Source organism: Kribbella endophytica (assembly GCF_054781295.1).
In genome coordinates this window covers 198560-211045 of the sequence record NZ_BAAGUR010000004.1, presented here as the reverse complement: position 1 = coordinate 211045, position 12486 = coordinate 198560, and the positions used below count along the sequence as shown (strand labels likewise).

The following is a 12486-nucleotide window of genomic DNA, read 5'->3' as shown; positions in this document are numbered from 1 at the left end:
CGGGAGGCGGGGTCGCCCAACTCCGCCGCCCGTGAGGAGAACCCTGTGAGCCTTCCGCCTCCGCCGTCTCGTCGCCGCTTCCTCTCCAATGCGTTGGGTGCCACTCTTGGCGCCAGCCTGGGGGTGGTGGTGCTGAGCTCATGTCAGGACACTGGTACGCCGTCGGCCTCTGGGTCGAGCGGTCCGTCGAGTCAGCCGAACACTGCTGCGCCGGTGGTCGAATCGCCCGTCACCACAGGGGATCAGGCGCTGGAGCGGTTGCTGGAGGGCAATGCGCGGTTTGTTGCCAACCGCACCGAAGCGATCGACGAGGGGCTGGACCGAAGAGTTGCCGTGAGCAAGGGTCAGCAGCCGTTCGCGACGGTGATCGGGTGCGTGGACTCGCGGGTGCCGATCGAGTTGGTCTTCGATCGGGGGCTCGGTGATCTGGTCGTCGTACGGAGTGCTGGAGAGGCGCTGGACCACTCGGTGACGGGGAGCCTGGAGTTCGGGGTGGCGGAGTTGAAGACACCGTTGCTGATGGTGCTCGGGCATCAGCGGTGCGGGGCGATCGACGCGACGATCAAGGCGATGGACAGTCATCGCACCGGCGACCACGCGGGCGAGATCGGCTACCTGGTCGACACGCTGTCCCCGGCCGTCCGGCAGGTCGCCGGAGAGCCGGGGGACAGGTTGGAGAACGCCGTACAAGCCAACGTCCAGCACGTCCTCACCGAACTCAGGAAGTCGCCGGTTCTGGGACCGATGGAAAAGTCCGGCAAGGTCAAACTGGTCGGCGCCTACTACGAACTGGACACCGGCAAGGTCGTCGTTCTTTAGACCACCTGGGTGAGGTGGCCGGTGTCTACGTCGTACATGAAGCCGCCTACCAGGACGTCTTCGCCGATCAACGGGTGTTCGCGGACGGCGGCTACGTCGTGGCGGAGGGCTTCCAGTTGGTCGGGGATGACGTTGAGGGTCAGGTACGCCGCGGGGAGGCCCGAGGCCTTCTCGACCTTTTCGCGCATCTGGTCTTCGGTCATCGACGCCATGGCGCAGCGGGTGTGGGGGATGACCATGATGCGGCGGACGCCGAGGAGGTGGACGCCCAGGACGAGGCCGGTCATCGTGAGTTCGGTGACGCGGCCGCCGGCGCTGCGGAGGACCTTGGCGTCGCCGGGCTTGAGGCCGAGCAGCTCCAGCGGCGGGATGCGGGAGTCCATGCAGGTGACGACGCCGACGCCGGCATGCGCGATGCCGTCGAAGCCGCCGTACGAGAAGTGCTTGGCATAGTCGGCGTTGGCCGCGAGCAGGTCCTCGAAGCCGGGGACCGGCCCCTCGGCGCTCATCGGGTACCACCCGGAACTACGGTGCCGGCACGCAGGATCGACATGGCGAAAGGCTCCTTTCCACAGGATTCCGGGCGGGGAGGGTCGGCGGGGTTGCTGGTCACCTGGACCTGCCAGGTCCGGCCGTCGGTGTGGGCGACGGTGACGGTGTCCAGCTCTTCCGCGACGACGCTGAGCGCGTCCAGGACAACCTCGCCAGTGAGGTTGCGGACGGCGATCTCGGCGACTTGGCCGCGCTTGGTCCAGGCGGACCGTCCACGCAGCGTTTCCACAACTGTTTCACCGCGGTCCGCGGCATCGAGCACGGCGACCGCGGACTCCACGGTCAACTGGCCGTGCAACGTCCCCGCCGGCAGCACGGCCGCCGTCGGGGAAAATCGGTGTCCACTCAGGTGCGACGACTCCCACACCCGGCCCGGTACCAGCGCGGCCGCCCCGGCCACGACCGGCCGGCCGAGGATCGCGCAGCACTCGTCCCGCTTCCCGTTGGTGCAGACCAGCAGCACCGGCTGATCAAGCGGCGACAACGCCGGCAGCGAGGCCCGTACGGCGTCGAGGTCGCCGCGGCCGATCGCGTCGAGGTCGAGCGCGTCGAGCGTCGTGGGGTCGTCGACGCGGCCACCCAGCAACCAGCAGCGACCCGGGGCGCTGCTGGCGACGTAGACCTGGTGCGGACGCGGTGCGCCGTCGGCATGCTTGCCCGGACGCCGGATCGTGCCGAACCGCAGGTCGGCCTTCTTGCACTTCGCGTCGATCCGCGCCCCGAACTCGGCGTCGAGATGACTCTGCGTGGCGACCTTGGCACCCCACGGGCCGGGCTGTTCGACGACGACCCACCCGGCGGCCTCGACGGCCGTGCCGGGCATCGGCTCGTTCAGGTCCCGGCAGATCGTCGAGCAGAGCCCGGGTCTGCCGAGTAAGGGTCCACTCACAACCCCCAACGTTACGCGAGCCGCGGCAGGTTCCCCATGACGGTCGTCACCCGTGGACAACGCGGCGCCGCCCGAGCAGGACGACAGCCAGTACGGCGGCCGCGAACGCGCAGACCGCGGCTCCGGCGAAGATGGTGTGCACCTGGGCGATCGCCGCCTCGCGGAGCGCGTCGACGAACGGCCGGCAGATGCTGGGACTGGCCGGGCAGAGCTCGTTCGGTGAGGGGATGTCGTCGGCCAGCGCGTAGTACCGGCGCAGTCCGATCGCGGTCAAGGCGGAGACGCCGACGAGCATGCCGACCATGCGGGCGACGACGACCAGCGCGCTGACCAGGCCGTGGCTGTCCGACGGCGTCGCGCCGAGCATCGCCGTGTTGACGGGCGACAGCGCGAGACCGAAGCCGAATCCGCAACCGAGCAGGACGAGCGTCGCCGGAACGGTGTCGAGCGCGTCGCGACCCCAGAACGCCATCAGCACCAACATGAGTCCGGCGAGCGCGAGCCCGGCGGCGGTGATCAGGCCGAGGCCGTACCGCCGGGTGAGCCAGCCGCCGACGACGGCGCCGAGCGGGAGGGCGATCAGGAAGCGGACGAGGACGAGTGCGGCGGCGAGTTGGCCGCCGCCTTGCGTCGTACGGGCGAAGACGGGGATGTCGACCAGGGCCGCGATCAGGGCGGCGCCGACGAGGAAGCTGACCAGGAGCGATCCCCAGGCTGCTTTGTCGCGCAGGAGTCCGGCGGGGATGATCGCGCGCGGCGTACGGCGTTGCCAGGCGGCGAAGGCGATCGCGAAGACGGCGGCCGCGACGAGCAGCCAGGGGCCGGCGGGGGAGAGGACTTCGCGTTCGGGGTCTGCGGTGGCGAAGGCCAGTACGACGCCGGCCAGGGCGAGCGCGAGGAGCAGGGCGCCGACGAGGTCGATCTGGGACAGGGCGCGCAGGTCGGTCTTGCGGAGGAGCAGCGCGAGCCAGGCGATCAGGAGGACCGCGGTGACGACGCCGATCGGGGTCAGGAGCCGGGAGTCGCCGCTGAAGGGGACGAACGGGAGGCCGAGGGTGATGCCAGTGGCCAGCCGTTCGGGCGCGGTCAGGGTCAGGCCGAGTGCGATGCAGGCGAGGAGACCGACGGCGGCCGAGATCGGTGGGCGTTGGCGGCCGCGGAGGAGGACAGCGAGTACGACGGCGACGACGAGGTTGAGCCAGAAGATGTAGCGCCAGTCGGCGATGGCCAGGACGGCGGCGCCGAGCAGCGGGCCGAGGACCGAGCCGAGCTCCTGGACCGCTCCGACGACACCGAGCGGGAGCCCGCGTTTGGCGGGTGGCCAGAGGTCGGCGACGAGCGCGAGGGTCGCGGGGACCAGGCCGCCTCCGCCGATGCCTTGCAGGAAGCGGCCGGTGACGACGAGCGAGAGGTCGTACGCCGCGGCGGTGATCAGCGAGCCGACGGCGAACAGCAGGAGCGCACCGACCAGGACCGGCGTCCGGCCGACCACGTCGGTGATCCGGCCGATCAGCGGCAGGACCGCGATGTAGCCGAGCAGGAAGCCGGAGATGATCGGCGCTGCCCGCTGCAGTTGATCAGCCGACAGGCCGACGCCGGACATCATGTCCGGCAGTGCGAGGACGACCACATAGGTGTCAGCTGCTGCGAAGGCAACGGCTATGGATGCAAGAGTCAGCCTGGTTCGTGCATTGCCCACCGCGGCGACCTCTGTCACGGCTTGGTGATCTCCACCTGTTCGCCGTACCGGTCGAGGGTGAGGTCGTAGCTGCTGGTGGCGCCGTCGTAGAACGGGCCGGTGATCGTTGCCGACACCAACTGCTTGGTGTCCTTGTCGATCTTGAAGCTGCTCGGGAAGTCCTGGTCCGCGGGCGCCTTCGGGAAGATGCCCTGCAGCGTCTTGCCCTGGACGGCACCGGTGATCTCGGTCAGCACCTTCGCGCCGTCCCGCGTCTCACCCTTGATCACCGGGTTCTTCAGCGTCGGCAGCACCGCGGTGACGCCCTTGGTCGGGTCGAGCAGGATGGCCGGGTCGGGCGCACCGAGCCCGGCCAGCTGCGACGGCGGCAGTTCGATGAACTTCGGCGTGAACGGCAGCTTGGCGTAGACCTTGCCACCGACCGCGACCACCTCGGCGTCGATCGGTGAGCCGGCCGCGCGCACGGTCAGCTTGCCCTTGAACGCCGGCGCGTGGGTCGCGACGCCGTCGCCGTTGGCCAGTGTCTGCGCCGTGTCCGGCAGGTCCCGCCCGGTCAGTACGACGTGCACGCTGGTCGCTTCGTCGATCGTCTTCTTGACGTCGGTCAGCAGCGCCACCGGGTCGTCGCCGGACTTGCCGTCGCCGCCCCCGTCCTTCTTGTCACTGCAGCCGGTCAGTGCGAGCACAAGCACCGCACCGACCGCGACCAGTCTCTTCATGGGGTCAGCCTGCCAGGTCCGGGGCGCAGGCGGCGATCGGCTGAGCCACCGGTACGCCGGAACCGTCGCGCCGCGGGTCGATCGGCGGCAGGTCCACCGGTGCGCCGCTGGTCGCGCTGGCCTTGATCGGCGCCGTACCGATGAAGCCGAACAGCAGTCCGTCCTCACCCTTGAGCAGGCGCTGGCACCGGACACCGCCGGTCGCGCGGCCCTTGGCCGGGTACTCGCTGAACGGCGTCACCTTGACGGCGCCGACCTCGGTCCCGGGCAGGGCCGACGAGGTGCCGGCGATCGTGACGACGTGCGCCTCGCGGGCGGTGTCGACCGCGCCGAAGTAGACGACCTTGGCGCCGGCCGACAGGCGGATGCCCGCCATGCCTCCCGCCGTACGGCCTTGCGGGCGGACCGCCGAGGCGCTGAAGTGCAGCAGCTGCGCGTCGCTGGCGATGAAGCAGAGCTCCTCTTCACCAGTGGTGAGCTCGACCGCGCCGACGACCTCGTCGCCGTCGGCGAGCCGGATGACCTCCCACGAGTCGCGGTTGCTCAGGTGGTCGGGCACGATCCGCTTGACCACGCCGGTCGCCGTACCGACGGCCAGGCCGACGGATTCGGGGTCCATCGTGGTCAGGGCGAGAGCGCGCTCGCCGGGCTCGAGCTCGACGAACTCGGGGATCGGCGCGCCGCCTTGCAGGTTGGGCGCGCTGGCCGTGGTCGGGACGGCCGGGAGGTCGAGCGACTCCATCCGGATCAGTCGGCCGGTGCTGGTGACCAGGCCGTACTGGCCGCGGGCGGTGCTCTTGATCGCGGACACGATCGCGTCGTGCTTGGCCCGGCCGTCGCCCTCGCCGAACGGCTCGACACCGTTGGTTCGCGCCAGCAGGCCGGTCGAGCTCATCAGCACCCAGCACGGGTCGTCGGTGACCTCGAGCGGTACGGCGGCGGTCTTGGCCGCGCCGGACGACTCCAGCAGCACCGTACGGCGTGGGGTGCCGTAGGTCTTCGCGATGTCGGCGAGCTCGTCGCCGACGATCTTCTTCAGCAGCGGCTCGTTCTCGAGGATCGCGGCCAGCTTCTCGATCGTCGCCTCGAGCTCGGCCTTCTCGGTGTCCAGCTCGAGCTTGGAGAACTTGGTCAGCCGGCGCAGCGGCATGTCCAGGATGTAGTTGGTCTGCACCTCGGACAGGTCGTAGATGTCCATCAACCGGGTCCGCGCGGCGGCCGCGTCGTCGCTGGTCCGGATGATCTGGATGACCTCGTCGATGTCGAGGATCGCGACCAGCAGACCGTCGACGATGTGCAGGCGGTCCTCCGCCTTCTTCTTGCGGTACTCGCTGCGCCGCCGGGTCACCTCGGAGCGGTGCTCGAGGTAGACCTCGAGCAGTTCCTTCAGGCCGAGGGTGCGCGGCTGGCCGTCGACCAGGCAGACCGCGTTGATGGAGAAGGAGTCCTCGAGCGGCGTGAGCTTGTACAGCTGCTCCAGCACGGCCTCGGGGACGAAACCGTTCTTGACCTCGATCACCAGCTGGGTGCCGTGGCTGCGGTCGGTCAGGTCCTTGACGTCGGCGATGCCCTGCAGCTTCTTGGCCTGGACCAGCGTCTTGATCTTCTCGATCACCTTCTCCGGACCGACCGTGTACGGCAGCTCGGTGACCACGATGCCCTTGCGGCGCGGAGTGACGTTCTCGATCCGGGCGGTGGCCCGCATCTTGAAGCTGCCGCGGCCGGCCGCGTAGGCGTCCTTGATGCCTTCCAGCCCGACGATCTTGCCGCCGGTCGGCAGGTCCGGGCCGGGGATGAAGCGCATCAGGTCGTCGAGGTCGGCGGTCGGGGTCTTGATCAGGTGCCGCAGGGCCTGCACGACCTCGATCAGGTTGTGCGGGGCCATGTTGGTGGCCATACCGACCGCGATGCCGGTGGCGCCGTTGACCAGCAGGTTCGGGAAGGCGGCCGGCAGCACCGACGGCTCTTCCTCGCGGCCGTCGTAGTTCGGCTTGAAGTCGACGACGTTCTCGTCCAGGCCGTCGGTCATCGCCAGCGAGGGCGGCGCCATCCGGCACTCGGTGTACCGCATGGCGGCGGGGCCGTCGTCGAGGGAGCCGAAGTTCCCGTGGCCGTCGATCAGCGGGACGCGCATGGACCAGGGCTGCGCCGTACGGACCAGGGCGTCGTAGATCGCGCCGTCGCCGTGCGGGTGGTACTTACCCATCACTTCACCGACGACGCGGGCGCTCTTCACGTGGCCGCGGTCGGGGCGGATGTTGTTCTCCGCCATCGAGAACAGGATCCGCCGCTGCACCGGCTTGAGGCCGTCCCGGGCGTCCGGCAGCGCCCGGGAGTAGATCACCGAGTAGGCGTACTCCAGGAAGCTGGTGCGCATCTCGTCGGAGACGTCGACGTCGAGGATGCGCTCCTCGAAGTCCTCGGGTTCGGCGGTCGTGCTGGTACGGCGTGCCATGCGGGTCTGTGTACTCCTCGGTGGTGCCGGCTGTTACGCGCCGCGGCGGTCGGGCGGCAGCGCCATTGTCCCCGGTCACCCCCGTGATCCACGGCAGCGACCCGGCCCAATCGCGCTTACCCTACGACGCCCCACGGACAACCCGCGCCGCCCGCCCGCCGTTGCGTCGGGTGACGCCGTGTTCACCACTGACGCCGTACGGCGCGCCAGTGGTGAACCAGCGATCAGGTGATCACCAGATCTTGTCGTCCGGGGTGGAGGTGATCCGGACCGAGTCGTCGGTGATCCGGACCGAGTCGTCCGTGATGCGGACGGAGTCCGGGGCGTCGCTGGTGATCCGGACGGAGTCGGCCAGGGCGGTGGCCGGGGTGGCGAGCAGTCCCGCGGTCAGCAGGGCGCCGGCGATGATGCGGGTGCGCATGGTGGTCCTTCCTGTTCGGCCGGTCTGCAGGTCGGGTGGGGGATCCACCGGACCGGACCGGTCTCTCGATGGTCGGTACGCCGGGGGCCGGTGCCGGGTGGTTGTCGTGAGGTTCGAAGAGTTTGTCCGAGCGGTCGCCGGGTGTTATTCGGTGGCGGCCGACGGGTGGGAGTTGCGGAGGATGAAAGCGGTCGGCGCCAGCGCCGAGCCGGCGGTGAGGACCAGGCAGATCGCGCCGATGCCCAGGAGGGTGCCCCAGGGGACCGTCGTCGGGACGTCGGTGAGGCCTTCGCTCATCGCGTGGCGGATGAGTGCGCCGACGGTGACGGTGATGACCGTGCCCAGGGTGAGAGCGACGGCGCCGACGAGCGTGGACTCCCACAGGACCATCCGGCGGATCTGCGCGGGCGTCGCGCCGATTAGGCGGGACGTGACGAACTCCCGGCCGCGTTGGAGGCTGCCCATCAGGAGCGTGTTGACGATCGCGATCGCGCTGTAGAGGGCGGCGGGGCCGAGCAGCAGTACGAGGCCGAGTTGGTTGCCGTCGCGGACGCCTTGGCCCTGTTCGGCTTCCCAGGTGGTGGCCGGTACGGCGTGCGCTCCCGGAATGGTGTTGAGCGCGTCGATCAGCTGGTTGGTGTCGACGCCGGGCTCGGGCACCACGAACCAGCGGGTCGGCTGGGCCTTCGGGGCGTGCGTGTGGGCGAACTCCTGCGAGACGAGCATCGAGGCGTTCACCTCGAGCGCCGTACGGATGATCGCGACGACCTTCAACTGGGTGGAGGCGCCGTCGAGGAAGGTGACGGGGACGTCGGAGCCGACCTTGTAGCCCTCGAAGCCGGCCAGTTCCTTGCTGATGGCAACAGTATTGGTCCCGCTGAGGCCCGCGAGATCGCCGGAGAGCGCTTCCAGTTGGCGAGCCCGAGGGGCGATCGTGGTGTCGATGCCCTCGGCGCTCTCCATGTCGGCGGAGTCGGCGTCCGTGCGGATCAGCGTGAGAGGGATCGCGGCGTCGACCGCGGAAACGCCGGAGGTGTCGAGAATGCGCTCTGTGGGGTTGTCCTGGCTGGTGACGACGATCGGAGCGATCAGGGTGTCCCGGATGCTCGCGGTGGACGCGTCGGCGGCGAAGCTCAGGGTGAGGACCATCGAGCCGGCGATCGCGGAGATCGCGAGGATCGGGGCCGCGAGCGACGCCGTACGGCGAGGTGCCGCGACGACGTTGCTCTTGGCGAGCCGGCCGGACACGTTCGTCCAGGCAACAAGCGGGATGGCGAGCAGGCGACCGACCGTCGGGACGACCAGCGGCGCGAGCAGCGTGAGCGCGACCACCAGCAGCATCGGCGTGAACATCGCCAGCGGCACCACGCCTTCACCCGTTCCCGGCCGGATCAGCGCCAGCAGCACGATCGAACCGGCCAGGACCAGTACGCCGAACACCACGCGTACCGGACCGATCCGCGGCGGCTCCAGCGCGGCCTCGCGCAGCGCGTCGACCGCGCCGATCCGACCGGCCCGTCGCGCGGCCGACCGGGCGCCGAGCATCGCGACGACGAGCCCGATTGCCATCGCGATTGCCAGCGCGATCCAGGGGCTGGCCGGCTCGAGCTTCACCGGCGCGGGTTCCGTGTACGACGCCTTCGCGAGCAGGAGCGGCGTCGCGAGCTGAGCCAGTACGGCGCCGGTGATGGACGCCGCGAGTGCGACGACCAGCGCCTCGCCGAGGATCATCCGGCGGATCTGCTTCGGCGTCGCACCGACCAGGCGGAGCAGCCCGATCTCGCGGCGGCGGGACGCGACGGCGAACGCGAACGTGCTGGCGATGACGAAGATCGTGATGAACCCGCTGATCGTGCCGACCATGCTGAGGACGACCTGCAGGCCGGACACGTCCTCGCCGGTCGGGTTGAGGTGCACGGTCTGCGGGGCGGTGCCGTCACCGCCGGGGAGGTGGACGGCGATCGTGCTGCCGGGCGGTGCGTCGTACGCGATGGTGGCGGCGGTCGCCGTCGCGGCGAGGCCGAGCAGAAAGACGCCGACGGCGAGCGCGACGAACGAACCGGCGTACAGGGAGCGGTGCCGGCTGACGGTCTGGCGGCTGAGGAAGAACATCAGCGCTCCAGGTCGCTCATCGCGGCGGCGATCTGCTGCGGCGTACCGCGATCCAGAGACCCCGCGACGACGCCGTCGGACAGGAACAGCACGCGGTCGGCGTACGCGGCGGCGACCGGGTCGTGGGTGACCATGACGACGGTCTGGCCGCTGCGATCGGTTGCTGTGCGCAACAGGTCGAGGACCTGGCGGCTGGTGCTGCTGTCGAGGGCGCCGGTCGGTTCGTCGGCGAAGAAGACAGCCGGCTGGGTGATCAGCGCGCGGGCGATCGCGACGCGCTGCTGCTGGCCGCCGGAGAGCTCGGCGGGGCGGCGCTTGGCCTTGTCCTCCAGGCCGACCTGCTGGAGGACGTTGAGTACGTCGGTACGCCGGGGGCGCTTGCCGGTGAGGCGGAGCGGGAGGGCGACGTTGTCGAAGACGGTCAGCGAGGGGAGCAGGTTGTAGGCCTGGAAGACGAAGCCCATCTGCTCGCGGCGCAGCTTGGTGAGCGCTACCTCGTTGAGCCCGTGCAGCGGGACGCCGTTGAGGACGACTGCGCCGGTGGTGGGCTTGTCGAGGCCTGCGGCGCACTGGAGCAGAGTGGACTTGCCGGAGCCGGACGGGCCCATGACGGCGGTGTAGGAGCCGCGCTGGAAGTGGTAGGTCACGCCGCGGAGAGCGTCGACCGCGCCGGCCTTGGACTTGTAGGTCTTGGTGATCCCGTCCAGCAGGAGTGCGGGAGGATTCGTGGGGTTCTGAAGCAGCTGATGGTGGGGCGCGGTCGTCGTCATGTTCCCAGACAACCGTCGTACACCTGTTTTCACTCTGGCTTCTGAGGGACTCCGGAGGTAGCGCCTGAGCTACCGTGCGGCGGCCTTGCGGGGACCTAGGGTTGCGGTGTGCAGGAACCGGGGTCGGCTTGGGCGGCGTTGACGATGCGGCGGTATCTCGTGTCGTCGTGGCCTTGGCGGAGCTATGCCTACCTGCTCAGCTCGGTGCCTGTCGGGCTGGTGACCATCGGACTGCTGTTCGCCGGGGTGGGCCTCGGTGCGTTGCTCAGCCCGGTGGTGATCGGCGTGCTGCTGCTCACGCGGTTCCCGCTGATCGGTGTCGGCATCGGCGTCGTCGAGCGGTGGCGGGCCCGGCTGGTGCTGCCGGACGGGATCAGCAGCCCGCACGCGGCGATGCCGGCGGGGATCAGTCGGCGTGAGCGGCTCAAGTTCCGCCGGCGCGAGCAGGCCTCGCTGCGGGCGCTCGGGTACGGCGTACTGCTCGGCACGTTCGTCTGGCTGCTCAGCGCGGTCATTGGCGGGCTGAGCGCGGTCACTGTTGTGCTGACCTTGGCGGCCCCGCTGATCGCGAGCCGCGAAACCATGGGGATGGGCCCCTGGGTGCTGGACACGGCCGGTGAGGGCTGGCTGTTCCTCTTCACCTTCGGGCCGTGCTTCTACGTCGTGTCGTCGTACCTGCTCGGCGTACTGGCTGCGGCCGAGGCCTCCCTGGCCAAGGCGTTGCTGGGTCCGCGGGAGGACGAGCTGCGTCGCAACCTCTCTGAGCTGCGCAGGTCCCGGCTGGACCTGGTCGACGCGTTCGAGACCGAGCGGGCCCGGATCGAGCGGCACCTGCACGACGGTGTGCAGCAGCGCCTGGTCGGACTCACCATGACGCTCGGCCTGGCTGAGCTGGACCTGCCGGAGGGTGAGAGCAAGCGGCTGGTCGTCAAGGCGCACAGTGAGGCCGAGGCTGCGCTGGCTGACCTGCGGGAGGCAGTGCGCGGTATCCACCCGCGGGTGCTCGTCGACCTGGGGCTGGAGGCCGCCGTACGGGAGGTGGCTGACCGGATGCCGCTGCCGGTGGCCGTGCAGGTGTCACTGCCAGACCGGCTGCCCGCGCCGATCGAGGCTGCGGCGTACTTCTTCGTCAGCGAGACGCTGGGCAACGTGGCCAAGCACGCCGAGGCGACGAACTGCCACGTGCAGGCGTGGGTCAACCGCGACCGCCTCGTCGTGACGGTGACCGACGACGGCCAGGGCGGTGCCGACCCGGCGCAGGGGACCGGGCTAACCGGACTGGTGACACGGCTCGACGCTCTGGGCGGCACACTCGACCTGTCCAGCCCGCCGGGTGGGCCTACGCGACTACGGATGGAGTGCCCGTGCCGGCTCGACGACTGAGCATCGTGCTCGCCGAGGACTCGATGCTGCTGCGCGAGGGGCTGGCCAGCATCCTCGACCGGGCTGGGCACGAGGTCCGCGACGCCGTGGGGGACGGGGACGCGCTGCTGGCCGTCGTACGGAAGTCGCCGCCGGATGTCGTGATCACGGACGTGCGGATGCCGCCTGGGCACAGCGACGAGGGGCTGCGCGCGGCCGCGGCGATCCGGGCCGAGCTGCCGTCGATCGGGATTCTGGTGCTGTCGCAGTACGTCGCCGACGCGTACCTGTCGTCGTTGCTGGAGACAACGACTGGCGGGATCGGGTATCTGCTGAAGGACCGGGTCGGGCATGTGACGGAGTTCTTGGCGTCGCTCGATCGGGTGGCTGAGGGTGGGACCGTTGTTGATCCCGAGGTGGTGCGTCAGCTGCTGGCTCGGCGGCGGGACGACGGGCCGCTGGCGGCGCTGACGCCGCGCGAGCTGGAGGTGCTCGCGCTGATGGCCGAAGGGCGGGTCAACGCTTCGATCGCCGCTGAACTGGTGGTGAGTGAGGCGGCGGTGCGGAAGCATGTGGGGAACATCTTCGCGAAGCTGCAGCTCGAGGACGGGCTGGATCGGCGGGTGTCCGCCGTACTGACGTATCTGCGTCGGCAGGCGTGAGGTTGTCGGCCGAGGGAGGATTGCCG

At 70.0% G+C, this 12486-nt stretch carries 11 protein-coding genes; 3 read left to right on the top strand and 8 right to left on the bottom strand.

Going from position 1 to position 12486, the window contains the following annotated elements:
- The first annotated feature begins 45 nt into the window (after positions 1-45).
- Entirely contained in the window at positions 46-819 is a 774-nt protein-coding gene (locus tag ACYVIO_RS32860; RefSeq protein WP_460654830.1) for a carbonic anhydrase, read from the top strand.
- On the opposite strand, the gene ACYVIO_RS32855 is transcribed toward ACYVIO_RS32860, so the two are convergent.
- The 8 genes from ACYVIO_RS32855 to ACYVIO_RS32820 form a co-directional block, all read right to left on the bottom strand.
- Positions 816-1328, bottom strand: a complete 513-nt coding sequence (locus ACYVIO_RS32855) for a beta-class carbonic anhydrase (protein ID WP_460654829.1) — start codon at positions 1326-1328, stop codon at positions 816-818. The genes ACYVIO_RS32860 and ACYVIO_RS32855 overlap by 4 nt on opposite strands.
- Positions 1325-2260, bottom strand: coding sequence for a sucrase ferredoxin (locus ACYVIO_RS32850; RefSeq protein WP_460654828.1), 936 nt, complete (start codon positions 2258-2260; stop codon positions 1325-1327). Before ACYVIO_RS32850 ends, ACYVIO_RS32855 begins: the two co-directional genes overlap by 4 nt.
- Positions 2261-2306: 46 nt before the next feature.
- On the bottom strand, positions 2307-3959 hold the full coding sequence (locus ACYVIO_RS32845; protein WP_460654827.1) for an MFS transporter: 1653 nt from the start codon (positions 3957-3959) through the stop codon (positions 2307-2309).
- 14 nt (positions 3960-3973) lie between these two features.
- Entirely contained in the window at positions 3974-4678 is a 705-nt protein-coding gene (locus ACYVIO_RS32840) for an LppX_LprAFG lipoprotein (RefSeq protein ID WP_460654826.1), read from the bottom strand.
- 4 nt (positions 4679-4682) lie between these two features.
- Positions 4683-7133: a DNA gyrase/topoisomerase IV subunit A gene (locus ACYVIO_RS32835; protein ID WP_460654825.1), complete on the bottom strand. Its 2451-nt coding sequence runs from the start codon at positions 7131-7133 to the stop codon at positions 4683-4685.
- A 232-nt stretch (positions 7134-7365) separates the two neighbouring features.
- Complete coding sequence (locus ACYVIO_RS32830) at positions 7366-7554, bottom strand: hypothetical protein (protein ID WP_460654824.1); 189 nt, start codon at positions 7552-7554, stop codon at positions 7366-7368.
- 144 nt (positions 7555-7698) lie between these two features.
- Positions 7699-9666: an FtsX-like permease family protein gene (locus tag ACYVIO_RS32825; protein WP_460654823.1), complete on the bottom strand. Its 1968-nt coding sequence runs from the start codon at positions 9664-9666 to the stop codon at positions 7699-7701.
- The gene (locus ACYVIO_RS32820) at positions 9666-10436 is read right to left on the bottom strand and encodes an ABC transporter ATP-binding protein (protein WP_460654822.1); all 771 of its coding nucleotides are present in this window, start codon (positions 10434-10436) and stop codon (positions 9666-9668) included. The genes ACYVIO_RS32825 and ACYVIO_RS32820 overlap by 1 nt, the downstream gene beginning before the upstream one ends.
- Positions 10437-10544: 108 nt before the next feature.
- On the opposite strand from ACYVIO_RS32820, the gene ACYVIO_RS32815 reads away from it, so the two are divergent.
- Both ACYVIO_RS32815 and ACYVIO_RS32810 read left to right on the top strand, forming a co-directional pair.
- Positions 10545-11819: a sensor histidine kinase gene (locus ACYVIO_RS32815; protein WP_460654821.1), complete on the top strand. Its 1275-nt coding sequence runs from the start codon at positions 10545-10547 to the stop codon at positions 11817-11819.
- A complete protein-coding gene (locus ACYVIO_RS32810; protein WP_344171882.1) occupies positions 11801-12460 on the top strand; it encodes a response regulator transcription factor in 660 nt (219 codons plus the stop codon). Before ACYVIO_RS32815 ends, ACYVIO_RS32810 begins: the two co-directional genes overlap by 19 nt.
- The last annotated feature ends 26 nt before the right edge of the window (positions 12461-12486 follow it).

Bases quoted from the DNA above. Each gene is read 5' to 3' on its own strand.
- ACYVIO_RS32855 (WP_460654829.1), bottom strand. From the start codon at position 1,328: ATGAGCGCCGAGGGGCCGGTCCCCGGCTTCGAGGACCTGCTCGCGGCC.
- ACYVIO_RS32840 (WP_460654826.1), bottom strand. From the start codon at position 4,678: ATGAAGAGACTGGTCGCGGTCGGTGCGGTGCTTGTGCTCGCACTGACC.
- ACYVIO_RS32835 (WP_460654825.1), bottom strand. From the start codon at position 7,133: ATGGCACGCCGTACCAGCACGACCGCCGAACCCGAGGACTTCGAGGAG.
- ACYVIO_RS32830 (WP_460654824.1), bottom strand. From the start codon at position 7,554: ATGCGCACCCGCATCATCGCCGGCGCCCTGCTGACCGCGGGACTGCTC.
- ACYVIO_RS32825 (WP_460654823.1), bottom strand. From the start codon at position 9,666: ATGTTCTTCCTCAGCCGCCAGACCGTCAGCCGGCACCGCTCCCTGTAC.
- ACYVIO_RS32820 (WP_460654822.1), bottom strand. From the start codon at position 10,436: ATGACGACGACCGCGCCCCACCATCAGCTGCTTCAGAACCCCACGAAT.